25 protein-coding genes and 1 riboswitch are annotated in these 25,977 nt (G+C 32.7%); of the genes, 15 read left to right on the top strand and 10 right to left on the bottom strand.

Going from position 1 to position 25,977, the window contains the following annotated elements; translation table 11 throughout:
• Positions 1-54: 54 nt before the first annotated feature.
• From cyaY to B6C84_RS05875, 6 genes are all read right to left on the bottom strand, one after another.
• Complete coding sequence (gene cyaY, locus B6C84_RS05900) at positions 55-366, bottom strand: iron donor protein CyaY (RefSeq protein ID WP_065578010.1); 312 nt, start codon at positions 364-366, stop codon at positions 55-57.
• Positions 367-468: 102 nt separating this feature from the next.
• Complete coding sequence (locus B6C84_RS05895) at positions 469-984, bottom strand: surface-adhesin E family protein (RefSeq protein WP_065578009.1); 516 nt, start codon at positions 982-984, stop codon at positions 469-471.
• Complete coding sequence (locus tag B6C84_RS05890) at positions 985-1,782, bottom strand: hypothetical protein (protein ID WP_065614304.1); 798 nt, start codon at positions 1,780-1,782, stop codon at positions 985-987.
• 76 nt (positions 1,783-1,858) lie between these two features.
• Positions 1,859-2,488 (bottom strand): thiamine diphosphokinase, encoded by a 630-nt coding sequence (locus B6C84_RS05885; RefSeq protein WP_165755154.1) that lies wholly within the window; start codon positions 2,486-2,488, stop codon positions 1,859-1,861.
• Positions 2,489-2,509: 21 nt separating this feature from the next.
• Positions 2,510-2,971 carry a ribosomal protein S18-alanine N-acetyltransferase gene (rimI, locus tag B6C84_RS05880; RefSeq protein WP_086354204.1) on the bottom strand — a complete coding sequence of 154 codons (462 nt, stop codon included), beginning with the start codon at positions 2,969-2,971 and terminating at the stop codon, positions 2,510-2,512.
• Complete coding sequence (locus B6C84_RS05875; protein WP_065650892.1) at positions 2,946-3,347, bottom strand: DNA polymerase III subunit psi; 402 nt, start codon at positions 3,345-3,347, stop codon at positions 2,946-2,948. The genes rimI and B6C84_RS05875 overlap by 26 nt, the downstream gene beginning before the upstream one ends.
• 86 nt (positions 3,348-3,433) lie before the next feature.
• On the opposite strand from B6C84_RS05875, the gene rsmC reads away from it, so the two are divergent.
• Positions 3,434-4,474: a 16S rRNA (guanine(1207)-N(2))-methyltransferase RsmC gene (gene rsmC / locus B6C84_RS05870; RefSeq protein ID WP_086354205.1), complete on the top strand. Its 1,041-nt coding sequence runs from the start codon at positions 3,434-3,436 to the stop codon at positions 4,472-4,474.
• A 45-nt stretch (positions 4,475-4,519) separates the two neighbouring features.
• Here the strand turns inward: rsmC and hemN are convergent, their stop codons facing one another.
• Complete coding sequence (hemN, locus tag B6C84_RS05865) at positions 4,520-5,917, bottom strand: oxygen-independent coproporphyrinogen III oxidase (RefSeq protein WP_086354206.1); 1,398 nt, start codon at positions 5,915-5,917, stop codon at positions 4,520-4,522.
• 222 nt (positions 5,918-6,139) lie between these two features.
• Positions 6,140-6,640, bottom strand: a complete 501-nt coding sequence (yihI, locus tag B6C84_RS05860; RefSeq protein ID WP_086354207.1) for a Der GTPase-activating protein YihI — start codon at positions 6,638-6,640, stop codon at positions 6,140-6,142.
• 166 nt (positions 6,641-6,806) lie between these two features.
• Between yihI and coaA the strand changes: the two genes are divergently transcribed.
• From coaA to ndk, 8 genes are all read left to right on the top strand, one after another.
• Positions 6,807-7,742 (top strand): type I pantothenate kinase, encoded by a 936-nt coding sequence (gene coaA, locus B6C84_RS05855; protein ID WP_034901396.1) that lies wholly within the window; start codon positions 6,807-6,809, stop codon positions 7,740-7,742.
• 17 nt (positions 7,743-7,759) lie between these two features.
• Entirely contained in the window at positions 7,760-8,215 is a 456-nt protein-coding gene (locus B6C84_RS05850) for a DUF1090 domain-containing protein (RefSeq protein WP_034901394.1), read from the top strand.
• A gap of 156 nt (positions 8,216-8,371) precedes the next feature.
• Positions 8,372-8,416: riboswitch (PreQ1 riboswitch) on the top strand.
• A gap of 2 nt (positions 8,417-8,418) precedes the next feature.
• Positions 8,419-8,892 carry a preQ(1) synthase gene (queF, locus tag B6C84_RS05845; RefSeq protein ID WP_065578003.1) on the top strand — a complete coding sequence of 158 codons (474 nt, stop codon included), beginning with the start codon at positions 8,419-8,421 and terminating at the stop codon, positions 8,890-8,892.
• Positions 8,893-8,915: 23 nt separating this feature from the next.
• Complete coding sequence (gene queC / locus B6C84_RS05840; protein WP_086354208.1) at positions 8,916-9,572, top strand: 7-cyano-7-deazaguanine synthase QueC; 657 nt, start codon at positions 8,916-8,918, stop codon at positions 9,570-9,572.
• A gap of 44 nt (positions 9,573-9,616) precedes the next feature.
• Entirely contained in the window at positions 9,617-10,288 is a 672-nt protein-coding gene (locus B6C84_RS05835) for a 7-cyano-7-deazaguanine/7-aminomethyl-7-deazaguanine transporter (RefSeq protein ID WP_086354209.1), read from the top strand.
• A 253-nt stretch (positions 10,289-10,541) separates the two neighbouring features.
• On the top strand, positions 10,542-15,668 hold the full coding sequence (locus B6C84_RS05830) for an alpha-2-macroglobulin family protein (protein WP_086354210.1): 5,127 nt from the start codon (positions 10,542-10,544) through the stop codon (positions 15,666-15,668).
• A gap of 97 nt (positions 15,669-15,765) precedes the next feature.
• Positions 15,766-18,063: a penicillin-binding protein 1C gene (pbpC, locus tag B6C84_RS05825; RefSeq protein ID WP_065577999.1), complete on the top strand. Its 2,298-nt coding sequence runs from the start codon at positions 15,766-15,768 to the stop codon at positions 18,061-18,063.
• 15 nt (positions 18,064-18,078) lie between these two features.
• The gene (gene ndk / locus B6C84_RS05820; RefSeq protein WP_034901386.1) at positions 18,079-18,501 is read left to right on the top strand and encodes a nucleoside-diphosphate kinase; all 423 of its coding nucleotides are present in this window, start codon (positions 18,079-18,081) and stop codon (positions 18,499-18,501) included.
• Positions 18,502-18,568: 67 nt separating this feature from the next.
• Here the strand turns inward: ndk and B6C84_RS05815 are convergent, their stop codons facing one another.
• Positions 18,569-19,330: a DeoR/GlpR family DNA-binding transcription regulator gene (locus B6C84_RS05815; RefSeq protein ID WP_086320388.1), complete on the bottom strand. Its 762-nt coding sequence runs from the start codon at positions 19,328-19,330 to the stop codon at positions 18,569-18,571.
• Positions 19,331-19,375: 45 nt separating this feature from the next.
• The gene (pdxA, locus tag B6C84_RS05810) at positions 19,376-20,356 is read right to left on the bottom strand and encodes a 4-hydroxythreonine-4-phosphate dehydrogenase PdxA (RefSeq protein ID WP_086320389.1); all 981 of its coding nucleotides are present in this window, start codon (positions 20,354-20,356) and stop codon (positions 19,376-19,378) included.
• Between the two features lie 265 nt (positions 20,357-20,621).
• On the opposite strand from pdxA, the gene B6C84_RS05805 reads away from it, so the two are divergent.
• The 6 genes from B6C84_RS05805 to B6C84_RS05780 all read left to right on the top strand — a co-directional run bounded on the left by B6C84_RS05805 (position 20,622) and on the right by B6C84_RS05780 (position 25,899).
• A complete protein-coding gene (locus B6C84_RS05805) occupies positions 20,622-21,584 on the top strand; it encodes a 2-keto-3-deoxygluconate permease (RefSeq protein ID WP_065614291.1) in 963 nt (320 codons plus the stop codon).
• An 11-nt stretch (positions 21,585-21,595) separates the two neighbouring features.
• Positions 21,596-22,804 carry a four-carbon acid sugar kinase family protein gene (locus B6C84_RS05800; RefSeq protein ID WP_065577996.1) on the top strand — a complete coding sequence of 403 codons (1,209 nt, stop codon included), beginning with the start codon at positions 21,596-21,598 and terminating at the stop codon, positions 22,802-22,804.
• A 184-nt stretch (positions 22,805-22,988) separates the two neighbouring features.
• Entirely contained in the window at positions 22,989-23,816 is an 828-nt protein-coding gene (locus B6C84_RS05795) for an ABC transporter substrate-binding protein (protein WP_065577995.1), read from the top strand.
• Between the two features lie 5 nt (positions 23,817-23,821).
• Positions 23,822-24,547, top strand: coding sequence for an amino acid ABC transporter permease (locus B6C84_RS05790; RefSeq protein ID WP_034901374.1), 726 nt, complete (start codon positions 23,822-23,824; stop codon positions 24,545-24,547).
• Positions 24,548-24,553: 6 nt separating this feature from the next.
• Positions 24,554-25,240, top strand: coding sequence for an amino acid ABC transporter permease (locus B6C84_RS05785; protein WP_086320217.1), 687 nt, complete (start codon positions 24,554-24,556; stop codon positions 25,238-25,240).
• A 134-nt stretch (positions 25,241-25,374) separates the two neighbouring features.
• Entirely contained in the window at positions 25,375-25,899 is a 525-nt protein-coding gene (locus B6C84_RS05780) for a phosphatase PAP2 family protein (RefSeq protein ID WP_165754888.1), read from the top strand.
• The last annotated feature ends 78 nt before the right edge of the window (positions 25,900-25,977 follow it).

Raw genomic sequence — 25,977 nt, 5'->3', positions numbered from 1 at the left:
GATTCTAAATAATTAAAGGATGCTAAGTTTTAGCTTAGTATCCTTTTTGGATTATTATTGCTCTGATTGCTCTTGTACTGATAAAGCAAATATCTCTTCAAATGGTTGATCTGTTCGATTACATATCCATTTGTCATCAATCAAATCAAAATGATAACCTTGCTTTTGTGTTGCTAACCAAACTTGAAAAAGTGGTTCTTGAGTATTAACGATAATTTTACTATTGTTTGGAAAACTAATGGTAATAACGTTGCCGTTAGTTTCATAATCGAGGTCTATATCATGTTCGTCAGCGTATTTATCTAGATATAATTCAATTTGATAAAAAAGTTGATCCGTTAAGGCATGGAATTGCGTGATATTCATATTGATGTGATTACAATTTTGTAGTTAATAAATTGATATTAGCATAAAAAAAAATACTCTGCCACCGCTAGGTGGCGAGTGTAAAAACGAATGAAAATGGAACTAACTGTTTAATGGTAAGGAACAAGCAATAACCATTAATTTATGCTTTTCATCGCCTTTTTCTGCTCTCATCCATCGACTAGGAATATCAATAGTGTTTATCAATTTACCTTCGGCAAAATAGTTCTCGATAAGTTCAATTTTACCTTTTGCAATTTCTTTTTTATCACAATTAGCATAATAATTAATAACTACAGTGTGATATGGTGTTTTTACATTATCAATATTTTGAACTAATGCTGGAACATAATTAGAAACTTCTTTAAAAATACGAATTTTATTGTTATAAGGATGTAACTTTATAGAATTTTTATCAAGATAAGAATAACCAATAGTGTTGTCCTCATCAGTTTTAGATAGAGGTGTAAATTGTGCACCAATTTTAGGATTACTTAGCATTACCTCTACCTCTTTAGCTTGAGAGGCTAATTCAGCTTCAGTAAGTGGTTTCTTTTCTTCTGCATGAGTGATAGCGGTAAAAGAAAAGAGCATTAAAAATAAACATAATTTTTTCATTTAAATTTTATCTCCCTCTTTTGAGCTATTTTCAATTGGTTTATTTTGTTGAGTTTGAGACTGTTTTTCTTGAGCTTCTTTTTGTTCTTTTTCTTGTTGTTTTTTCAATTTATAAGCTTTGATCTTTTCTTGACGAACTTTATCCATCTGTTCATCAAGTGGTTTCATATCAGGGCGATCTTTATAAAGAATGTCTTTCTTAATATCTCCTTGAATAGAACAGAGTATACGGTTTTGATTATCAGTAAAAGTTTCTAAATAAAGAGATTTTTCAATGGTACCAAGTTTGGGGACAACACCATCAATCGAGTAGGGATTATCTTGCCATACTGGTGATTTTGCATTTCGATCATAAATTTTGGCATTGGCAATATAAACATTGTTATTATATTGTAACCATTTTAAATTATTAAGTGTTTTAGTAATTTCCTCTTGGCTATTATCGAAGATAAAGCCCCAATAGTAATATTGTCCCGATAAATTGGTTGGAATATAGATGTTTTGATAGCCAGTTATCGTTAATCCGTGGTATTTAAGAGGTTTTTTGAAATTAACTTTATCTTTATTTTGTTGATAAATTGATTCTACAGGAATATAAGTAACATTATCTGTTGTTGTTAAATCAACATATTCGCTGAATAATTGTTTATTTTCAGCCAATTGTTCAAAAAAATGGTTATCACAAGCGAGAAAACTATCTACTATCTTATCTGTAATGCTTACGGTATCGTTCTGCGCCAGAGCCATGCAAGAAACGAAAGAAGAACAAACAAGCACAGTAAGTTTTTTTATTATCATAAAGCGGTTCCTTTCACCAAAATCACGCTAATTGTTTGTAATAGTATTGTAAAGTAATGTAAATATTTGTGTCAATCTAATTCAAATTATTTTGAACTAAAATTAGTAAGTCACCGTTTTTAAAAGAGATTTCTACTTTATCATTAATGGCTTTGTTACGTAAACTAATGCAGCCGCCAAGAACTAATGTTTGATCTTTTAAGGGGTATTCAAAGCCAGTTATAGTCAAATTAGTTACCGTCGACAATGGCATTAACGAAATAATATGATTTTTTACGTGGTCAATAATCTGATGATGATCAGCGAAGAAAAAATAGCAATAATTGTCATAAAACAACATTTTGAACTGATGATAGTATTGCATAGCTATAGACAAGTTACCTAAGAAATGATCACTAGCTCCACCTGATGCACCATATATTGTAAATTTTGTAACACCTTTACTATTTAAAAATAGTAATGCTTTTTCGAAATCAGGCTTAGATTGATCTGGAGTATGAATAATTTGTGTTTTTGACGGAATTGCCCTAGTTGAGTCAATGCTATCTAAATCTCCGATAATAAAATCAGGTTCAACGGCTGATTTAAATAAATAGCTATGATATGCACCATCAGTACAGGCAATATAAGTATAATCTTTTATATTACTAGGAATATCTTTTGGAGGTTCACCATTGATAAATAGTAGTGCTGTTTTTTGGGGCATGATTATTCCCATTAAATTAATTTATAGTGTTAATGTATAAGCCATAATAATTGCATCTTCTTGATGACCATCAACAGTTGGATAATAATTTTTCCTGACTGTTATTTGATTAAAGCCAATTGAATGATATAACTCAATTGCTGGCGTGTTAGATTCTCTAACTTCTAACCATAGAGTTGAAATAACCTGTGGTGAGTTTATGGCTGTTAAATTATCAATTAAATGATTTAATAATGCTTTAGCTAATCCCTGTTGTCTATAGGCAGGATGTATTGCAATATTAAATAAAGTTGCTTCATCGGCAACTTGTTGGCAAATACAAAAGCCGACCAGTTTATTATCAACGGTTATTTTAAGATTAATATAACGTTCACCTTGATTTGAAAAAAAAGTTTCTTTAGACCAAGGGATAGGGTGGCATATGAGCTCTAACTCATAAGCTGCCGTTAAATCATGTTCATTCAGGATGGAAATTGTTTTCATATTCACATAACTGCTGCCAAAGTTTACGTTTTTGTTGTGGATCTTTCGCTAGCGAATCTAAATCACTGGTATTTATGGTTAAATTATTTTGCCATGGTTCATTGCTAAGCACATCTATAAACCATGTCACTATTTTCACTTCATCCGCCGAAATAATTAATTGCGAAGGGGTAAGAAATAATACTTGTTCTTCTGTTAAACGGATGGCTTTTAAAATATCGTAATATATTTTTTGTGTTGGTTTTTGTTTAGCAACGACAATTAAACGAATTTTTTCGTCTATATGAGTCGCAAGTTCTCCCTGGAATACGGTCGAATTGCGTAAAACATATTGAGTAATATTACATTGCTTAAGATACCAATCATTTTGTGTCATTGTCAGATTACGGTTTTACTAGGGATTAAAGAAAGTTAATTGTATAATCTTCGCTTCAATTTATAAAGGTTTTTCATTGAGGCATTATGGCAACATCTGTTTTTACTCCAGCTAGCCAAGTACTTGAACGTCATCAGTCATTTTTTGATGATAAAAATATTCTTATTGCTGGTGATATTCAAGACAATTATCCTTCGATTATTGCAGCAAATATCGTCAAGATTCATTGTTCCCAATATCATACTTTTTTAAGCTTTAAAAATAGTAAACGAGCTAATAACACTATATTTTCGCTCTATCCTGATACATCTTTTTATAGTGATATAAATACCCTCATTTATTATTGGCCTAAAACCAAGAGTGAAGCACAATTTCAGTTATCATATTTATTGAACAATATGCCTAAAGATAGTGATATTTTTATCATTGGTGAAAATCGTTCTGGGGTAAAAAGTGTGGAAGGGCTGTTAAGTGACTTTGGTTCTATCCAAAAAATAGATAGTGCAAGACGATGTGGTTTATATCATTTTCGAGCTGATAGTCGTTTGGCTTTTGAAGTAAAAGACTGGTGGTTGAGTTATCACTTAACGATTGAAAATCAGGATATCGAAATTAAAAGCTTACCAGGTGTCTTCAGCCAGAAAGCCTTAGATGCAGGAAGTGAGCTGTTATTAAATGCACTTATGGACCATAGTGATATTATCAAAGGAAATATCCTTGATGTCGGTTGCGGCTCGGGCATATTATCAACAGTAATAGGTAAACTAAATCAAGATATAAGCTTAACATTAACTGATGTAAGTAGTGCTGCATTAGAATCAAGTAAAGAGACTTTAGCTGCTAATAACATTGTGGCACGTGTTATTGCTAGTGACGTGTTTTCAGATATAAGCGATAAATATCATTTAATTATCTCTAATCCACCTTTTCACGATGGCAAAGAAACAAGTTATACCGCAGTTAATAAGTTGATTAAGGAAGCAAAAAAACACTTAAAACTAAATGGTTATCTTTGTATTGTGGCAAATTCATTTTTACCATATCAATCGATCTTGGATGAAACATTTAAAAGTGTTGAAATTATTGCTCAAACGACTAAATTTAAGGTTTATTTAGCCAGTCATTAACATTTAAATCAGTATCATTAAATAGTCATGCGTGAATTTATTTAATTAAATCACGCGTGAAAACTGTTGTTGTCGCACCAATCGACGCATATAAATATCAAAACACATGCAAATATTACGAATTAAAAGCTGGCCTTTAGATTGAACATTGATGCTATCTTGATTAACGACAACTAATCCATCTTGTTCTAGTGGTGCAAGTAGTTTTAAATCTTCAGCAAAATAGTCATCAAATTGGATATGGTAATGTTGTTCAATCTGTTTTTTATCAAGCTGAAAATGGCAAATAAGTTGTTTAATAACATCTCGACGTATTTTATCATCACGATTTAAGGTAAATCCTTTCCATAAACCATGCCCTTTTTGTTCGACTTGATCTTGGTAACTTCTTAAATCTTTTTGGTTTTGGGCATAACTGTCTCCCAACATACTTATTGCTGATACACCAAGACCAAGTAAATCGGCATCTCCCTTAGTGGTATAACCTTGAAAGTTGCGATGTAACTTGTTTTGTTGTTGTGCGATAGCTAACTCATCAGTTGGTTTTGCAAAATGATCCATACCTATAAATTGGTAACCAGCGAGAGTCAATTTTTCAATACTGGTTTGTAAGATTTTCAATTTCTGACTTGCATTAGGTAAATCATTATCTTTGATCTTACGTTGGGCAGCAAATCGACTAGGTAAATGTGCGTAATTAAAAACACTTAATCTATCAGGCGAAATATCAATCACTTTATTTAATGTTTCGGTGAAACTTTCAACAGTTTGCTTAGGTAATCCGTAAATTAAATCTAGACTAATAGAACGAAAGTTATTTTTTCTTGCTTGGGTAATTAGTGAACGGATCAAGTTTTCATCTTGCTCGCGATTAATTAAATTTTGAATTTCATGATTGAAATCTTGGATCCCCATACTTAACCGATTAAAGCCAACATTAGCTAGATGATCAATCGTTTGTGGACTTATTTCTCTTGGATCTATTTCAATGGATAGTTCGGCATCTTGAGCAAAGTTAAAGTGTTTTTTGATCGATGAGAGCAAGCGGCTAATTTCAGCATCAGTTAAAAAAGTAGGGGTGCCGCCCCCCCAATGCATTTGTGTTACAGTCCGGTTTTTAAATAATCTGGACTGTTTAGCGATCTCGATATCTAATACATCAAGGTATTTAGTGACTTTGTGGGTTTGTCGTGTAATCAGTTTGTTACAACCACAAAAGTAACAAAGTTTATGGCAAAACGGAATATGTACATACAGCGATAATGGTCGTTCAGGATAAAGGTTGGTCGCTAAAATGAAATCTTGTTCAGTAAACTGTTCGTTAAATTCAAGTGCTGTTGGATAAGAGGTATATCTTGGACCTGAATAGTTATATTTTTCAATTAACGCTTGATCCCATAACTGGGTTTGAATCACATTTTTATTTAATCCTGCGTTTGACATTGTCATTTCCATAACGTTTTGCTGTATTACGTTGTTTTGCTCTTATTTGTGTTTTTAATTTAATGTAATTAGTTTTTTTTAAATATAATAATGTGCAAATAAATAATCCTAAATATAAACCTAGCATAATCAATAGTAGCATGGTGGTATATGACTCTTTATCGTGGTTATTTTGTATATAAGATTATTGATGTTTATAATGCATATTTAACTAAAACTAACTTAATTACGTTTAAGTAGACTGACGATATCTTCTTTGGTTTCTTCTTGCTCATCCTCGAAATCTTCATCTTCATAACCTAATATTTGCATAAGTTTGTCTATACGGTTTAGTTTATTATCAAGATAAGTTTGTTGCTCGTTAGTTAAGGTTTTACCTTGCTCTACCAAATCTAGTAATTGATCCAGTTTAGTATCATTTTCAAGTTGTTCTAATTCTTGTTGTGGTGTTAACTTGGCTTTAGTTATTTTGGGCTGATTAATTTTATCTATATTTTTAATAGATGAATTATCATCTATTACCAATGAAATTGGTTTTTTACTGCCAACACGAGGATCTTTTATTGTTTTAGTTGCTTTGTTATTTTGATTGTTATCTTGACCATTAAAACGTGAACCACTCGGTAAACCTTTATGTTTACGTTTGCGCTTTAACTCACGAGATTCTTCATTAATCTCTTGGCGGGTTTTTTTAGGTTTTTGTTTTGATTTATTTTTTAACATACAATCTCAATTTAATATCTGATAATTAACTCACTAAACGTATTTTACCAGTAAGTCATCAATATAGCTATGAGCATGAGATAATACCAATTTATGATTGTAAAAAAATAGATTTAGTATAATCTGAGCCAAATTATTTATATCAGCTAGCAATAGAGAATAAAATATGACAAATCATTTGAGCCCTTACATGCAATTTACCCGACAAGAATGGGCGAGCTTGCGTAATGCGGTACCAATGACTTTAACGCCAGAAGAATTGACTTCATTACAAGGTATTAATGAAGATTTATCCATGGATGAGGTAAGTGAAATTTACTTGCCTTTATCTCGATTACTCAATTATTATATAAGCAACAGTTTTAGCCGCCAGGCAGTGTTATCAAAATTTTTAGGGAAAAGTCAAAAAATACCTTATATTATTGGTATTGCAGGTAGTGTAGCTGTTGGTAAAAGCACTACCGCCCGTGTCCTACAAGCATTGTTGACTCGTTGGCCAGAGCATCGGAAAGTTGCATTGGTGACAACCGATGGTTTTTTATATCCTAACCGTTATCTTGAAGAACGTGGTATCATGAATAAAAAAGGATTTCCACAATCCTATGATATCAAAAAATTACTTAATTTTGTTGCTGATGTAAAGTCAGGACAAGCAGAAGTTAAGGCGCCCGTTTATTCTCATTTAGTTTACGATATTGTTGAAGATGAACATATTGTTGTTGATAGTCCAGATATTTTAATTCTTGAAGGATTAAATGTTTTACAAGGCACCATAAACTATACTCAAGCTAATAATCGTGTATTTGTTTCTGATTATGTCGATTTTTCGATCTATGTCGATGCACAATTACCGCTATTACACGATTGGTATGTTAACCGATTTTTAAAATTTAGAGCTGGGGCATTTAGTGATCCTAACTCTTACTTTAACCATTATTCAAAGCTTCCAGAGGAAGAGGCCGTGAATATTGCTAACCGCCTTTGGCGAGATATCAATGAATTAAATTTGATTGAAAATATCCTACCAACACGGGAACGAGCAAGTTTAATTTTAACCAAAGGTAAAGATCATAAAGTAGATTGTGTTCAATTAAGAAAATAAACTTAAGGGGAATCAATATGAAATCAGCAATAAGGTTATTAAGTAAGTTAAGCATTATCACTTTAGTTACTGCATTTTCGGTAAATAGTTATGCATCAAGCAATGACGAAAACCAAGGCTTAAATTGTGATGCTAAAAAGCAAGCAATTGAAACGAAAATAGAACAAGCCAAAAAAGCGAATAATACCAATGAAGTGACAGGTCTTGAAAAAGCATTGCAAGAAGTTAATACCAATTGTACTGATGAAACCTTAGAACAAAAATATAAAAGATTAGTAGTTGAAAAAACTAAAGATGTTACAGATAAAACCAAAGAATTAGCTGAAAAAACCAAAGAGTATGCAAAAGATAAAGTTAATGCTCATCAAGATACAATCGATGCATTAAAAGCGAAATTAAATGATGCCGAAAAAGAATTAGCTGATGCTAAAGATAAACTTGCTGATTATTACAAACAATTGACCAGCAAATAATTTATATTTGACTTAAAAAAGTGCTTTCCTCACACTTTTTACCTAAGTTCTCAATAAATAAGCACCATTGATCTAGTATTAATGGTGCTTTTTGTTAAGACACGCAACGTTGCTTAAACTGGACTTTTTTATTTAAAAAGAGTATGGTGGGCGCCTAATTACGTGGTTCGTGAACCTCCCACGCTAAAAAACTAAGGAAAAAAATGAGTAATATAACACTACTTGGCGATCAATCCGTTCGCTATCCTACTGACTATTGTCCAGAAATTTTAGAAACATTCGATAATAAACATCCAGAAAATGATTATTTTGTAAAATTTAATTGTCCTGAATTTACCAGTCTTTGTCCGATAACAGGACAACCTGATTTTGCCACTATTTATATTTCGTATGTGCCAAATATTAAAATGGTTGAAAGTAAATCGCTTAAGCTTTACCTATTCAGCTTCCGCAATCATGGTGATTATCATGAAGATTGCATTAATATCATCATGAAAGATCTAATTAAATTGATGGATCCGAAATATATAGAAGTGTGGGGTAAATTTACTCCCCGAGGTGGAATATCTATCGATCCTTATGTTAATTATGGAAAAGCGGGTACTGATTGGCAACAAATAGCTTTGAATCGCTTGGCTAATCATGACCTTTATCCTGAAAAAATCGATAATCGTTAATCTTTCTACTGGATTCGTTAAAAATGCAAAATCGTAAAGCTCTTGTTATCTTTTCAGGTGGCCAAGATTCTACTACTTGTTTATTGCAAGCCATTGCTGATTATGGTCGTGAAAATGTCGAAACCATTAGTTTTCAATATGGTCAACGTCATGCAATTGAACTGGAAAAAGCTAAATGGATTGCTGAAGATCTTGGCGTTAAACAAACGGTGATCGATACTTCGGTGATTAAACAGACCACTAATAATGCTTTGATTGATGACTCGCAAGAAATTAAAGCAGCCAAAGATGGGGATTACCCGAATACTTTTGTTGACGGTCGTAATATGCTGTTTTTACTTCTAGCAGGTTGTTATGCCAAGCAACAAGGTATACGTAATATTATTATTGGTGTCTGTGAAACCGATTTTAGTGGCTATCCTGATTGTCGTGATATTTTTATTAAATCAATGAATGTATCGATGAATCTGGCTATGGATTATAACTTTAATCTTATTACACCACTAATGTATCTCACTAAAGCTCAAACATGGGAGATGGCCGATAAGCTTGGTTATTTGGATTATGTCCGAAAATACACCCATACTTGTTATTATGGCGTTGATGGTGGTTGTGGTAAATGTCCTAGCTGTATTCTTCGCGAAAAAGGTTTAAACGAATATCTTAATCATTCAAATTAATTGTAACACTGGGTTCACTTACCCCATTAAAAAAGGAAAAATTTATGTATCTGAACACTATTTCAGAACAAACTAGCCAATTTACTCACGCACAACAAATGAAAGCCCTTGGTTGGCTTTCGTTTTTTCATATTTTGGTTATTGCTTCAAGCAATTATCTGGTACAAATCCCTTTTGATATTTTTGGTTTCCATACCACTTGGGGGGCGTTTACCTTTCCATTTATCTTTTTGACTACCGATTTAACTATTCGGGTCTTTGGCGCGAGTTTAGCGAGGAAGATTATTTTTGTGGTGATGATTCCCGCTTTACTATTTTCTTATTCTATCTCAGTACTGTTTTTTGAAAGCCATTGGATGGGATTTTCCGCGTTAGCCGAGTTTAATAGCTTTGTTTTCCGGATTGCTTTAGCGAGTTTTGCCGCTTACTTAGTAGGTCAATTGATGGATATTACCGTGTTTAATTATTTACGTAAAAATAGAGCATGGTGGGTAGCGCCTTCAGCATCGGCAATATTAGGTAATGGTATTGATACCATCGTCTTTTTTGCGATCGCCTTTTATAAAACAAATGATGAATTTATGGCTACGCATTGGGTTGAAATTGCTACTATCGATTATAGCTTTAAAATTATTATCTGTGGATTATTCTTTTTACCGTTATACGGAATTATTTTAAACTTTATCTTAAAAAAATTGCTTATCAAATCTCAGTAACTTGACTTTAAGTTTACCTACAAGTTATTACTTATTCGCTAGTTAGAGTTTATTGACAATATAGTAAATTCTAACTGCCTTTTTTTCTTTCTCAAAAAGGCCGTTCCTCAAAATTTTTAACAAAATTCATAACTTAATTATAAAAAAAATTATAAATCTGATTAAAGAAGTTTTGCTAAACTTTGTCTGAAAGTGCATAATATCGATAAAAAAACAGTACATTCGTTGTAACAGTAAGGGATTAGGTGAAATAATGAGATTGATAAAACACTTAGCGGTGTTAAGTTTATTTTTGATGCTATGCGCTTGTGATAATCAGAAAGATAAAACAGTTGATTCACTACAGGCTGATAAAACTGAGGTAGCAACAGATGTCATTGACAATAAAACCAATGCTGTTGCAACAGAAACTTTAACTGAAGCTGAGGCTGGATCTCATAATGCCTTTAATCCAACACCAGAATTAATTGAAAAGTACAAAGGTAAACAATTAACTGTCATTGATAGTTCTGAAGTTATTATTGATGGTTCAAGTACTTTAGTAGTGACTTTTTCGGTACCTCTTAATCCTAAGTTGAATTTTTCTAATTTACTCAGATTAGTTGATAGAAAAACAGGTAATGTTGATGGAGCATGGGAATTATCTGATAATGGTTTAGAGCTAAAACATCGTTATCTTCAACCAAATCGACAACTGGTTTTAACCATTGATAAATTATTATCAGCTATCAACGACAGTCATTTAGAATCTGTTTACCAAAAAGAAATTACGACTCAAGACCGCCAACCTACAGTAGGTTTTGCAAGCTCGGGTATATTACTACCAAGTAAATCTATGAGCGGATTACCTGTCACAACGCTGAATGTAAATAAAATTGATATTAACTTTTTTAAAATTAAACCAGAAAAATTATCTAAATTAGTAGATGATTTTGGTTTTATTGATTTGCTTTCGATTTGGCGTTCAAAAGAATTGACTAAATATGCTGATTTAGTTTATTCATCAAGATTCGATCTTCATCCAAAACCTAATGCACAAGAAACAGTTTTAGTAAACCTTGCTAATATTGCTGAACTTAATCAAGAAGGTGTTTATATTGCTGTGATGAATGAAGCAGGTATTTATAACGAATCGAATCCAGCAACTTTGTTTTCAATTAGTAATATTGGTGTGTCAGTTCATCGTTATAAAAATGCTAAGATAGCAGTAATGACTCATGGTTTAGATAATGGTAAACCATTAGCAAATATTGATTTATCATTAATGTGTCGTAAAGATGAAAATAGAAAAAAATGTCATACAATTTCAGCAGTAACAGATAAAGATGGTTATGCTGAATTTGACCTAGGTAATAATTATGACTATTCGTTATTAACAGCCAGTGATGGCCAGCAAACTTCGTTTGTTAATATTGATCGTAATGCGCTTAATTTGACTGATTTCAATTTGTCCGGTAGTCCTTTTTATCAAAAACAATTGTTTGTTTTCGGACCTCGTGATCTTTATCGTCCAGAAGAAACCGTCTATTTTAATGCATTATTACGTAATGCTGATGGGCAATCATTACCAGATCAACCTATCATTGTTGATATTCTTTCTCCTGATAGTCGAGTGATTAAAAATTACCAATTAAAAAGTAATGCTGATTTAAATGGGTTATATCAGCAAACGTTTGATATTCCTTATGATGCCGCAACAGGTAAATGGGCAATTCGTTTTAATTTAGGCGATGATGATTATCGTTACTGGAGCTTTAAAGTTGAAGAGTTTTTGCCTGAGCGTATGGCAATGGAAATCAAAAGCACTACAAACGGGGCGGTTCTTAATAACGAAGATATTAACTTTAATGTTAAAGGTTGGTATTTATATGGTGAACCAGCAATAGGTAACAGTTTAGAAGCTAATCTCTATTTAAAGACCGTCGATTCAGTTACTGGTCTAACTGACTTCAAAATTGGAAAAGTGACAGACGAAAGCCTATATCGTGAGCTTGATTCTCTTGAAGTTGAGTTGGATGATGATGGTTTAACTCAAATTGAGGTTAGCAAAGATAATTGGTCTGGATTAGAGTCTCCTGCTAAATTGGTTTTACAAGCAAGTCTACTTGATTCAGGAGGTCGACCGGTTACACGTTATGCGACACAAACCATATGGCCGGCAGATAAATTACCTGCAATTCGAGCGCTATTTGAAGATTCACCATATTATGATTGGAATCAGGATGAATATTATGATCGTCCTACCGTTGACATTGACCATAATGCCGAATTTGAAATTGCTTATATCAATCTTGAAGGTGAAAAGTTAGCTACAAATTCACTAAAAGCTCGGTTGATTCGCGAACGTCGTAATTATTATTGGACTTGGTCAGATGAGGATGGTTGGCGAGTAAACTATAATTCTAGTGAATATATGGTTTCAGAAAATCAATTATCTATTGATGCAGGTAGTACAACAAAAATAAGTTTCCAACCAACTGATTATGGCTCTTATCGCGTTGAAGTTGTTGATCCTCAAACTAATGTTGTGACAAGTTTCCGTTTTTGGGCTGGTTATGATTGGGAAGATAATACTCGTGGCACAAAATCTGTACGGCCAGATCAAGTTAAGTTAACTATTGATAAACCATCTTATAAAGTTGGCGATATAGCCAGAGTGAATGTTCAGGCACCAGTTGCTGGCTCCGGTTATATCTCTTTAGAAAGTAATGGTGGTACCATTTGGAAAAAATCAATAACTATTGATGAAAATGGTTTAGATGTTGATATTCCAATTGAAAATTGGGGACGACATGACATTTATATTAGTACTATGATAGTTCGTCCATCGACAGATGCTGCTGTACAAACAGTTAAACGAGCAATTGGGTTATTATATTTACCAATTGACACAACAGACCGTCAGTTAAATGTTGCAATCAATGCACCAGCTCAAGTTGAACCAGAAACTACTGTGCCAATAAAAATCAAAATGGATAAAGAATTTATTCAAAAGGATAAAAAAGTCACAGTTTTGGTTTCTGCAGTTGATTCCGGTGTATTAAATATAACTGATTTTGTTACACCCGATCCATATACAGGATTTTTAGGTCGTAAACGCTATGATACCAGTATTTACGATGTTTATGGTAAATTGATTGAAGCTTCAGGTCGTAATGTTAACATGAGCTTTGGTGGTGATGCGATGGGTGCTGGTGGTAAAAAACCATTAAATGACGTCCTAATTGTAGCACAACAACTTGAAACTATTCAGTTAAATGATGAAGGCGAAGGGATAATTAACTTACCATTGCCTGATTTTAATGGTGAACTACGAATTATGGCGCAAGCATGGGATACCAATCGTTTTGGCAGAGCTGAAAAAACGATGAAAGTTGCTGCTCCTGTTATTGCTGAATTAACAACACCTCGATTCTTATCTGGCGGTGATCAGGCGATTTTAGCGTTAGATTTGCATAATTTGACTGGTAGTACGCAAAACATGCAAGTTGAGGTATCAACTAGTGGTTTGCTTCATCAAAATGAAACAAAATCGGTTACTGTAAAACTAGATAGTAAACAGAAAGATATTATTAAGATTCCTGTTGCTGCCGATTACGGTTATGGTAAAGGAACAATAAAGATAGATGTAAAAGGCATTTTGCTTGAAGATAATTCTGATTTCAATATAAGTCGTTCTTGGACAATTGGTATAAGACCTGCATATGCCGCAACTTCAAGATCTTATGTCTCAGCAGTAGATGCAAATGAAAGCTGGCAATTATCAGACCAAGCTTTAACTGGTTTAATCGAAAATACTGTTGAAGGACAGTTAGTGGTCTCTAATCAACCTCCGTTAAATATTGCACAATATATTAAAAGATTATTTGCTTACCCATATGGCTGTTTAGAGCAAACTACGAGTGGCTTATTCCCATCTTTATATGCTAACAGTGAACAACTGGCGCAGTTAGGCATTAAAACTGATTCTGATGAAAAGCGCCGAGAAAAAGTTCAAACAGGTATTTCACGCATTTTATCAATGCAACGTAGTAATGGCAGCTTTGGTTTATGGAGTAACTATAGTGAAGAAGAACATTGGCTAACAGTCTATGCGACAGACTTTTTATTGCAAGCTAAAGAGCGCGGATATCAGGTTAATGATAAAGCGCTTGATGCTGCAATGACGCGTATTGGTCAATATATTTATGATGCCTCTGCATTTAATAATCTTAGTTATTACGGTGATTTAGACGTGCTTGAGTTTAATAAATTATCTATTAAAGCCTATGCGTTGATGATACTTTCTAAACAAGAGAAAATCACTGCAGCAATGCGTAATGAAATTAATTATTTAACCGATAAAATAATGAGCAGTGATACATCATTTATCTACTCACCATTACCATTAGCTCATTTAGCGGTAACAGCAAAATTAAATGGTTATCAGGCAACCTATGACAAATTATTGCCGTTAGTTTTTACTACTCCATATACATATAATGATAGGTGGTTAGGTAATTATGGTAGTACAGTTCGTGATCAGTCATTAATTCTTTCTTTATTGATAGAAAATAATATGGCGCAGAATAATCAAGCAAATTATCTATATAATTTGTCAGATTTATTAAATGATCAACGTTATTTCTCAACACAGGAATTAAATGCGTTATTTATTGCTGGTTGGACATTAGAACAACATAAAAGTGGTAATCAATTCAAAGTTTCAATAAATGGCAAAATTGATGATGTTGATTCAGTTGTTTCTCACTCCTATGATTTTGATGGATTAGCACAAGGATTATCTATTAATAATTCTGCTCATGATGAGCCGCTTTATATTAAATTTTCTGTTACAGGCTATGAAAAAACACCTCCAGCACCAACATCGCAAGATGGTTTTTTAACTATTAAGCGTACCTATTATGATTTACAAGGTAAAGAGATAATACCATCGAATATAGAAGTAGGTTCAATGATGGTTGTCGTTTTAGATGTAACAGCTCAAAAAGCTGTGCATGATGCCTTAATTGTTGATTTCTTACCTGCAGGTTTGGAGCTAGAAAATCAAAATCTTGCTAATAGCAGTGTAAATTTATCAACAATTCCATGGGTTGCTGATTTATTAAAAAATGAGGATATTAACGAGATTAAATATCAGGAATTTAGAGATGATAGATATGTTGCTGCGGTGAATATCAATACCTATGTCAATGAAAATAAATATCGTAAACGCGTTGCTTATTTAGTTAGAGCAGTGACTACTGGTGATTACATGATTCCTTATCCTTATGTTGAGTCTATGTATCGACCAGATCGGTTTGCTATAGGACAATCACTTGATTTGATGACAATATCCAGTCCTAGTAAAAAGGATAACAATGAAGAAGGTGATAAGTAATTTCACCATTACATTTTATAAAATGATTATTCCGCCAATATAGTTGGCGGAATTTTTTATTTCTAAATAAATTTAGCTGGATAATATAATAACGATAATGAAAAAGTGCTTTTATAAACTATTTAAATTCTTATTGATATTACTAGTTTTATTCGTTGGCAGCTTTTTTGTTGCTGATTATCTTTTTCCATTATCTGTTTCACAAAATAAAACTACGCAGACTGTTATCGCTGAAGATGAAACGCCATTATGGCGATTTGCTGATAAAAATGGTATTTGGCGTTATTCAGTTAGTCTTGATGAAGTTCCTGACTATTATCTAGACGTTTTATTAAATTATGAAGATCGTTATTTTTACGATCATATTGGTATTAACCCAATTTCTTTACTACGTGCTGCTTGGCAAAATATAACAAATGATAAAATTATTTCTGGTGGCAGCACTATTTCAATGCAAGTGGCTCGGTTATTATATCCTCATGATCGAACACTGCTTGGTAAGTTAAAACAGATTTTTCGTACTTTTCAATTAGAATTACATTATAGTAAAAAAGAAATTCTAACTTTATATATTAATCATGCACCTTATGGTGGCACGATCGAAGGCATAGGGGCTGCAAGCTGGTCTTATTTTGGTAAACAACCCAAAGCATTAACCCGTAGTGAAGCTGTTTTATTAGCCGTTTTACCTCAAGCTCCTAGTCGATTACGACCTGATCGGTTTCCTGAAAGAGCTAAGCAAGCGCGTAACAAAGTCCTAGATAGATTGGCTGAATATCAAGTATGGTCAAATGATTTGATTGAACAAGTCCGACGAGATGAGGTTTGGGTTTATCCACGAAAGACTCCGCAGTTGGCTCCATTATTAGCTTATCGACTAAAACAGCAATATCCTAATGAGGATATTATACATTCAACCATTGATGTGTCTATCCAGTATAATTTAGAAGATTTAGCGATTAACCGTAAAAAACAGTTACCTCCTAAAACATCACTGGCTATTTTAGTTGTTGACCATACTGATATGACTGTAAAAGGCTATGTAGGTTCTGCTGATTTTAATGATAAAGAACGTTTTGGCCAGATTGATATGATTAGTTCATTACGTTCTCCTGGTTCTACATTAAAACCGTTTATTTATGCCTTTGCTATTGATGAGGGTATGATTCATTCTGAATCTTTATTGCAAGATGTTCCTCGTATAACGTCAGATTATCGACCAACTAATTTTGATGAAGGTTTTTATGGCCCTGTTAGCGCATCAGAGGCATTAAGTAAATCACTGAATCTACCAGCAGTTCAGTTAATTGAATTATATGGTCCAAAGCGATTTACCGCCAAACTGGCTGGTATTGGTTTACCCTTATCCTCTATTGCTAATGAACCAAATATTTCTTATATATTAGGTGGGGCTTCGTTAAAAATGGATAATCTTGTTAGTGCTTACAGTGCCTTTGCTCGGCATGGTGAGGTGAGTCCGTTACGATTTACTCAAAAAGAACCTTTAATAAATAAACCACTTATTTCTGATGGTAGCGCTTGGATAACAAGACAAATGCTAATTAATAGTAATTTATTAGCATATAAAACTGGTACCAGTTATGGTTATCGGGATGCTTGGGCAATTGGAATCAATCCAAGGTACTTAATCGGTGTTTGGGTAGGGCGACCAGACGGTACTCCTGTTCCTGGACAATATGGTTCAATGTCAGCAATGCCAATTTTACAGCAAGTGAATTCAATATTATTAAACAGAGAAACTCGTTTGAATCGACCTATTATTGATAATGAAATGCCTAAATCAGTTTCTTCTATGAAAATCTGCTGGCCATTAGGACAACCTCTTCCAGAATCGGATGCGAATTGTCATCGGCAAAAAACAGCATGGGTATTGGATAAAATGGTACCACCAACATTAAGTACTTATAGCGAATTGAAAAACAACATTTACCGTTCTGGTTGGATAAATATTTGGGTAAATGAACGAGGTGAACGTGTCGCAGCTGATTGTTTAGGTGCACAAAAAAAACAGGTAGCATTATGGCCTGTTTCATTAGAAAATTGGTTACTAACTAAAGAACGAAGGAAATCAATATTACCTCCAATAGATAAAACATGTCCTGTAATGGGTAAGGATATCTTTTCTTCTCTCAATATTGTTGGGCTACGTGATAAACAATTGATTAGAGCTTTACCAGGATTTAATCAAGTGACTGTTGATCTAATTCCAGAAGGTGGTTATGGTGAAAAATGGTGGTTTTTAGATGGCGATTTAGTAGCTAATTCCCATAATAATGAAAAAATTGCTTTAACAGTGACCAAAAAGGGGATACATCGTTTATTATTATTAGATGAAAGTGGTCAAATTGTTCGATTAACTTTTATATCAGATTAATAAAGGAATTCTCATATGGCTATACAACGCACATTATCAATCATTAAGCCCAATGCAGTTAACAAACAAGTCATAGGTGAGATTGAAACTCGAATATCAAAAGCAAAACTCAAAATCATTGCTATGAAAATGATTAAGCTGACAAAGTCTCAAGCTGAAGGCTTTTATGCTGAACATCAAAATAAGCCTTTTTTTGATAAATTAGTTAATTTTATGATTTCAGGTCCAATAGTTGTACAAGTGCTTGAAGGTGAAGATGCCATCTACCAATATCGCCAATTAATGGGACCTACCGATTTAAGTAACGCTGAGCAAGGAACATTAAGAGCTGATTTTGCCGATAACACCACAGAAAATGCAGTACATGGTTCAGACTCTATTTCATCCGCCGAAAGAGAAATTGCCTATTTTTTTGTAGATAGTGAAATAGTTGGATAATTGAAGAATAAGGCAAATATCACAGATAAATGAATTTTATTTTTTATTGATTTATCTGTGAAATATATTAACTGGCAATATGTAACTTAAATGGTTGGCTTTGAAGATTTTGTACTGTTTCAGTATCTAAATGGTTATCGGTAATAATATCGGTAAAACGATTGAGTGGTATAGAGGTAAATAAAGAATAAGAATTGTATTTACTGCTATCTGCGACAAGTACTACTTTATCCGCCTTTTGAGCAAATCCTGCTTTAATTAATGCTTTGTCTTCAGTTGGTGCAGTTACACCTTTACTTAAACTCCATGAATTACAACTTATAAATGCAATATCAGGATTAATTTGTAGTAGCAATGAACGTCCATGTTCACCGATGCATGATTGACTACTATCATCAATTTTACCGCCAATGATGGTCACCTCAATCTGTTTAAACTCAGATAAAAAAAGAGCAATATGCAAATCTGATGTAATAACTCTGACAGGCATTTGGGTAATTCTTTTAGCAATTTCCAAAGTTGTTGTCCCAGCATCAAGCGCTATTGAGTCTCCAGCTTTTATTAGTTCGGCTGCAACATCTGCAATAAGCTGTTTTTCATTAAAATTTTTATGAATTTTTTCAGATGTAGTTGGTTGACTAGGAATAAAACGATTTAGAGTAACTCCTCCATGAGTTCGACTAATTACTCCTTGTTGATCTAATTTAATTAAATCACGACGAATTGTGGCAGGAGAGGCTTCAGTAGCTATAACTAACTCTTCGACTGTGACTAAGTTATGAATCTTAAGATAATCCATGATTTGATCAAGTCGATTGTATTTACCCACTGAAAATTCTCCTTTTTGTTTTGCTATGTTTATTAATATTGTTCACTATGATAACAGTTCCGCTAATCGGATTGATTCTATCATACTATCGGCTTTTGCAATACCTTGCCATGCAATATCAAATGCGGTGCCATGATCGGCTGATGTTCTAATAAATGGTAGTCCGGCTGCGATATTTACCCCATCATAAAAGCCTAATAATTTAAGTGGGATGTGACCTTGGTCATGGTACATTGCGACAACCATATCAAATTTACCTTGATGGGCTTGTAAAAATACTGTATCAGGTGCACATGGACCAATAGCATCAATGCCACAAAGCCGCATTTTTTCAATAGCAGGTGTAACAAATTTTATTTCTTCATCACCAAATAGGCCATGTTCTCCTGCATGGGGGTTAACACCAGCTACAGCAATTTTGGGATCAGAAATTCCTACTTTTTTAAGAAAGTCATCAGCAATTTTAATTACTTTTTCAATTCTATCACTACTTAATTTATCCAAAAAGTTTCGTAGTGAAACGTGTGTGGTAACATGAATCACTTTTAGTGAATCAGTATAAAGTACCATTGCGACATCTTTACTATTAGTGAGTTTAGCTAATAACTCAGTATGTCCTGGATACATGTGTCCTGCCGAGTGTAGTGCCTCTTTGTTTAGTGGTGCTGTTGCAATTGCCGTAACTTCGCCCGCAAGAGCTAATTCTGTTGCTTTTTTTACACATCGATAAGCTAGATCTCCCGCTTGTGGTTGAATTTTTCCTGGTTGCAATGAATCGATATCTTCCAATTTTATATCAATTATATTAATCACATTTTTTGAGAAATCTGCTTCGCTAACGCTATTGATTATATTAAGATTAATGTTCTTAAATAATCCCATTTTTAATTGTTTTTTTAATAAATCAGCCGAACCAATTACCACAGATTTTATGTTTTTTAAAATATCTGATTGTAATGCTTTGACAATAATTTCCGGCCCAATTCCTGCTGGATCTCCCATAGTTATCGCTATGATTTTTGACACAATTTATCTCCTTATATGAAATTTTAAATTCAAATATTAATCTTTCTAAACTATATATTTTTTAATTTGAAAAATCCACTTAATTTGATTAAATTTAATCATAAATAATATTTGTGTGATCTTGGTCATAAAACTAATCATTTTAAATATAATTAAATGCTATTATTGATAATATATGATTCAAATAAATCAAAATGATTTATTTGAATCATATTTAGTGGATGATTTGTAAAGAAGTACCAATTATTATTTCAAAGGAATTAATATGAATATTTTAAATACGGTAAAAAAAATACCTGGCGGATTGATGGTTGTTCCGTTGGTTCTTGGAGCTATTACTAATACTTTTGCTCCACAAGTTTTTTCAATTGGAGGATTCACTGAAGCATTATTAAAAACAGGAGCTCCAGCTTTATTAGCTGCGTTTTTATTATGTAATGGCGCACAAATACAGATAAAACAGGCAGGTTTACCTGTTCTAAAAGGAGTTATCTTATTATTAGTTAAAGTTTTAATTGGTGCAATATTAGGTATCATCGTAAATTATTTTTGGGGTATATATGGTGTGTTAGGAATTACACCTTTAGCAATAATTGCTTCATTAACCAATAAAAATGGTGGGTTGTATGCAGCACTTGCTGGAGAGTATGGAGATTCAACTGATGTTGGGGCTGTATCAGTCATCGCGTTATCTGATGGTCCTTTTTTTACTATGTTGGCTTTTGGAGCAACAGGTCTAGCTCAAATTTCATTTACCGTCTTATTAGCAGCCTTAGTTCCTATTCTACTGGGATTAATTCTTGGAAATTTAGATGATAATATTAGGAAATTTTTAGCTCCAGGTACAAGTATTTTGATTCCTCTTTTTGCTTTTCCTTTAGGTGCTGCTCTCAATTTTAATCAACTTATTAATGCTGGTATGTCAGGTATTTTACTAGGTATTAGCTGTGTTTTTATTACAGGTTTTGCAGGATATTTTGCTTTTAAACTATTTCGTTTTAAATTTCCGCAAGTAGGGGCTGCTGTAGGTGCAACCGCAGGAAATGCAGTTGCTACTCCAGCAGCTGTAGCAGCTGTTGATCCTACTTTTGCTGAAATAATGCCTCAGGCAACTGCACAGGTAGCTGCTGCTGTTATTGTTACTGCAGTTTTATGTCCAATCTTAGTTAGCTTTTTAAATAAGTTAGAAAATAAGAAAAAAGCAAAACTAGAAATGAAAGCTAAATAGGAGTAAATATAATGACAACCCAATATTTGATTGTTGCAGATGATTTTACAGGGGCAAATGATACAGGAATACAGATGAAAAAAAGAGGGATAAATGTAGATGTATTATTGTCTCCAGCATTTCATTCAAGTTCAATAGTGCTTGATACTGAATCAAGAAACCTTAATGCTAACGATTCATATTATAAAGTATTTAAAATGGTATCAGAAGTTTGTGCATTAAGTAAATTTGATATTATTTATAAAAAAGTAGATTCAACTTTAAGAGGAAATATAGCTCATGAAATCAGAGCTATTGCAGATGTTTATCACCCTGATTTAATTGTATTTGCTCCCGCATTTCCCAAAATGAATCGTATTACTAAAAATGGAAAACAGTATTTAAATGATGAACCATTAATGAATACTGAATTGACAAAAGATCCTTTAAGTCCTATTAAAACTGATAATTTAGCAGAAATTCTTAATCAAGCATTTAAAGAATCAGTCAGATATCATGAGGTATCTGAGTTAGATAATAATTGTTTCAATATTTCTGATGAGTATTTACATGTTATAGATATAGTATCAGATAAACAGATATCAGATTTATCAAAAATCCTATTGAAGCTTAATAAAAAAATTCTATATGTTGGAAGCGCTGGATTAGCTGAAGGCCTTTTCAACTCATTATATCCCACAGATCCTGTTCTAGGTGTTGTTGCAAGTATTAGTCAAGTATCAATTGAACAAATAAATTATGCTGAGTCAGAAGGAATTAATATTGTAAAAATTGAACCTGCTGATATATTTAACAATGAAACATATAATAAATATGCTGAAGAAATTTGCTTAAAATTGTCTCAAAAAAAGGATGTAATCTTAACAACCTGTAAGAGTAAATCTGATTATGAACAGACTTTAGCATTTTCAGAAGAAAATGGTATTCTTTTTCATGATGCAATAACTAAAGTTAAAGAATGTTTAGGATCTATTGTAGATATTGTATTAAAAAATGTCTCTATTTCTGGATTGTTTTTAACCGGTGGTGATACTGCCGTTAATATTGTTAATAAAATTCAAGCTGCAGGATGTTGTATTAAGCAAGAAATATCCCCCGGAATTGTGATGTCAACATTAATTCATGAACGTTATGGTAATATTAAAATTGTAACAAAAGCGGGAGCATTTGGGACCAAAAAAGATATCGTTACAAGTATAAATAAGTTAAAAGAAAAATGATTTTTTAAAATTCAATATTGAAATAATAAAAACGCCAATTTTCGGCGTTTTTATTATTTTTAATATAATTTAACTTTAAACATATAACCAATAGTTATATAGATGTAAATATTTGTTATTTATCCTAAAGACTATTTATTGTTAGACTTTTTATGTAAATACCTCTCTTATTAAGGATGTTGTCATGAAATTTCTAACTAAATCATTAACAGCTGTAGCTTTGATTAGCACATTATTAGGCGTGAACACTGCTTATGCAGATCGTTTAGACGATATTGAAAAACGAGGTGAGATTAAGATTGCTGTATTTGATAGTAATCCTCCGTTTGGATTTATTGATGAAAAAACCAATAAAATTGCCGGGCTAGATGTTGATTATGCTAATGAAATAGCTAAAGCATTAAATGTAAAAGTGGAACTTGTTCCAACTAATCCAGCTAATCGTATTCCATTACTTACCTCGCAAAAAGCGGATTTGATCGTTGCCAACTTTACGGTTACTGATGAGCGAGCTAAAACAGTTGATTTTAGTTTGCCTTATTTTGCCACTGGTCAGAAGTTTGTGGCTAAAAAAGGATTGTTAAAAACAGCTGATGATCTTAAAAATCTTCGTATAGGGGCTGATAAAGGGACTGTAATGGAAATTACGTTACGTGAAAAGTTCCCAACCGCTAAAGTGATTTCTTATGATGATACGCCTTTTGCTTTTGCAGCATTACGTAATGGAGTGGTACAAGCTATTACTCAAGATGATGCTAAGTTAATTGGTTTACTCGCAAATGTCCCAGAAGAACAACGTGCTGTTTTTGAAATTTCACCATTTAGTATTACTGAAGAATATCAAGCTGTTGGTGTTCCAAAAGGTGAAACTCGTTTAAAAGAAAAAGTTAATCAAATATTGTTAAAACTTGAAAATGATGGTGAAGCATTAACTATTTATAACCGCTGGTTTGGTCCAGATACAAATTCTGCGATGCCTCGTGGTGATTTCAAAATAGGTAAAGGTCAATAAATTATATGTATGAGCAATTACTAGAGCCACGTTATTTGTGGTGGTTGTGGGATGGTTTTTTAGTCACTATGGCTATCTCTTTTTTAACAATTATCTTTTCTACCACATTAGGATTTTTATTAGTTATTGCTCAGCAAAGTCATATTAAAATTATCAAAGGCGTTGTTATTGGATATAACGCCATTTTTCGTTATTCGCCATTACTACCGCAACTTTTTTTCTGGTATTTTGGTATTGGTAATTTGTTACCGATTGAGTTTAAATTATGGTTATTTGATGAACCAGAAATTCAACTGTTTTTGTTCACTCTAAAAATGCCATCTTTTGAATTTATTATTGGTTTAATTGGTTTAACATGTTATTCCAGTGCTTTTATTGCTGAAGAATTCCGGGCTGGTATTATGGGGGTGAGTAATGGACAAGAACAAGCCTCATTAGCGTTAGGTCTCACTCGTTGGCAGAGTATGCGATTTATTATTTTACCGCAAAGCTTTCGTATCGCTTTTCCTCCATTGATCGGTCAATATATGAATATTATCAAAAACTCATCGCTAACCATGGCAATAGGTGTGTTAGAACTATCTTATGTTTCTCGTCAAGTAGAAACCGAATCGTTAAAAACATTTCAGGATTTTGCAGTAGCAACTTTTTTATATATTTTCGCTATTGTTATTGTGGGTACCCTAGGCAATATTTATCAATCAAAATATTTACAAATAGGCAAGGTCTAATACGTTATGGATTTTAAGGGTTTTGAAATTATTTGGCATAATCTCGATTATCTTATTTTTGGTAATTTCCCTGGTGGCATAGTATTAACATTGTTAATGAGTTTTGCTGCTATTGTTTTTTCGACCATTTTGGGTATTTTCGCGGGAGTCGGTTTAACGGTTTGTGACGGATTTTTACGTAAACTTTTAGTTATTGTATTAGGTTTTTTAAGAGCGATTCCCGTTATTATGCTCATATTTTGGACTTATTTTTTATTGCCAGTTTTATTAAATATTGATGTGCCAGCTATCACTACTGTGATTTTTGCTTTATCATTAATTGGTGGTGCATACATTGGTCATTCTGTTCATGCAGGAATGGTAGCTATTGGCAAAGAACAATGGCAAGCAGCTTTTTCATTAGGTTTCACGAAAACCCAAGTCATTATTTTTATTATCTTGCCACAAGCATTAAAAATGATGTTACCTTCCTTTGTTAATCAGTGGGTATCATTAATTAAAGATACCTCTCTAGCTTATATCGTTGGTGTTGCAGAGTTTACCTTTATTGCTACCCAAATTAATAATCGTAGTATGGTTTATCCTACAGAGATTTTTTTGTTTGTTATTATGGTTTATTTTATTATTTGTGCCACACTTGATTTTACAGTATCAGTATTACCAAAATATCATTTATTTTCTCGCAAAAAATAGCTAGATGGTTTGTTTTAATAGTATTGAGCAAAACATCTCTAAAAAAGTCAAAAAGGTTATTAAGGTTCTTTTAAGCTTTGTTTGCTAAATTATAAGTAAATATTATCAATATTGGTTTTGATATGTTACTTAATATGAACACTCATCTTTTTTTATTAATTAATGCTCAAGAACACGCTTCGAAGTTGTTTATTCTTTTTGCTGTGTTTTGTGCTAATTACTTAATATTGCTACCTATTGGCTTATTAGGAATATACTGTATATACAAACCAGTATATAGAACATTGGTGATAAAAATTTTAATAAGTTTAGCATTGGTGCTAACTGTTACTTTTATTATGAGGCATCTATTTTATTCGCCACGGCCATTTGTACTTAATGTTGGTACTAATTTTTTAACTCATGATAAAACGAGTTCGTTACCGAGTCAGCATGCTGTTTTTATTTGGACTATCTGTTTTTCTATTTATTTAAATTATAAAAAGCAATTTAAATCGTTTGCTTATTTATCTACTGTAGTTGCTTTACTTGTTTGTTGGAGTCGTATCTACTTAGGGGTTCATTGGCCACTAGATATTCTAGTTGGTATGTTATTAAGTTTTATATCAGTTTATTTAATTAAAAAATTTTGGTTTCTATATTACAAAATTTATAAATGATTAAAAATTTAAGTTGTTCAAGGTTAGGCATATACTAGTTAACTATGCTAGCTAGGATATTTTTCAAATCTACTTAAG

The organism is Gilliamella apis (assembly GCF_002142155.1).
Taxonomy (GTDB): Bacteria; Pseudomonadota; Gammaproteobacteria; order Enterobacterales; family Orbaceae; genus Gilliamella; species Gilliamella apis.
Note: the sequence above shows the minus strand (reverse complement) of the source record. Positions and strands in the feature narration are given on the sequence as shown.

Excerpts from the sequence above, each read along its gene's own strand:
- cyaY (WP_065578010.1), bottom strand. The coding sequence starts at position 366 with ATGAATATCACGCAATTCCATGCCTTAACGGATCAACTTTTTTATCAA.
- B6C84_RS05895 (WP_065578009.1), bottom strand. The coding sequence starts at position 984 with ATGAAAAAATTATGTTTATTTTTAATGCTCTTTTCTTTTACCGCTATC.
- B6C84_RS05890 (WP_065614304.1), bottom strand. The coding sequence starts at position 1,782 with ATGATAATAAAAAAACTTACTGTGCTTGTTTGTTCTTCTTTCGTTTCT.
- B6C84_RS05885 (WP_165755154.1), bottom strand. The coding sequence starts at position 2,488 with ATGCCCCAAAAAACAGCACTACTATTTATCAATGGTGAACCTCCAAAA.
- rimI (WP_086354204.1), bottom strand. The coding sequence starts at position 2,971 with ATGAAAACAATTTCCATCCTGAATGAACATGATTTAACGGCAGCTTAT.
- B6C84_RS05875 (WP_065650892.1), bottom strand. The coding sequence starts at position 3,347 with ATGACACAAAATGATTGGTATCTTAAGCAATGTAATATTACTCAATAT.
- rsmC (WP_086354205.1), top strand. The coding sequence starts at position 3,434 with ATGGCAACATCTGTTTTTACTCCAGCTAGCCAAGTACTTGAACGTCAT.
- hemN (WP_086354206.1), bottom strand. The coding sequence starts at position 5,917 with ATGTCAAACGCAGGATTAAATAAAAATGTGATTCAAACCCAGTTATGG.
- yihI (WP_086354207.1), bottom strand. The coding sequence starts at position 6,640 with ATGTTAAAAAATAAATCAAAACAAAAACCTAAAAAAACCCGCCAAGAG.
- coaA (WP_034901396.1), top strand. The coding sequence starts at position 6,807 with ATGACAAATCATTTGAGCCCTTACATGCAATTTACCCGACAAGAATGG.
- B6C84_RS05850 (WP_034901394.1), top strand. The coding sequence starts at position 7,760 with ATGAAATCAGCAATAAGGTTATTAAGTAAGTTAAGCATTATCACTTTA.
- queF (WP_065578003.1), top strand. The coding sequence starts at position 8,419 with ATGAGTAATATAACACTACTTGGCGATCAATCCGTTCGCTATCCTACT.
- queC (WP_086354208.1), top strand. The coding sequence starts at position 8,916 with ATGCAAAATCGTAAAGCTCTTGTTATCTTTTCAGGTGGCCAAGATTCT.
- B6C84_RS05835 (WP_086354209.1), top strand. The coding sequence starts at position 9,617 with ATGTATCTGAACACTATTTCAGAACAAACTAGCCAATTTACTCACGCA.
- B6C84_RS05830 (WP_086354210.1), top strand. The coding sequence starts at position 10,542 with ATGAGATTGATAAAACACTTAGCGGTGTTAAGTTTATTTTTGATGCTA.
- pbpC (WP_065577999.1), top strand. The coding sequence starts at position 15,766 with ATGAAAAAGTGCTTTTATAAACTATTTAAATTCTTATTGATATTACTA.
- ndk (WP_034901386.1), top strand. The coding sequence starts at position 18,079 with ATGGCTATACAACGCACATTATCAATCATTAAGCCCAATGCAGTTAAC.
- B6C84_RS05805 (WP_065614291.1), top strand. The coding sequence starts at position 20,622 with ATGAATATTTTAAATACGGTAAAAAAAATACCTGGCGGATTGATGGTT.
- B6C84_RS05800 (WP_065577996.1), top strand. The coding sequence starts at position 21,596 with ATGACAACCCAATATTTGATTGTTGCAGATGATTTTACAGGGGCAAAT.
- B6C84_RS05795 (WP_065577995.1), top strand. The coding sequence starts at position 22,989 with ATGAAATTTCTAACTAAATCATTAACAGCTGTAGCTTTGATTAGCACA.
- B6C84_RS05790 (WP_034901374.1), top strand. The coding sequence starts at position 23,822 with ATGTATGAGCAATTACTAGAGCCACGTTATTTGTGGTGGTTGTGGGAT.
- B6C84_RS05785 (WP_086320217.1), top strand. The coding sequence starts at position 24,554 with ATGGATTTTAAGGGTTTTGAAATTATTTGGCATAATCTCGATTATCTT.
- B6C84_RS05780 (WP_165754888.1), top strand. The coding sequence starts at position 25,375 with ATGAACACTCATCTTTTTTTATTAATTAATGCTCAAGAACACGCTTCG.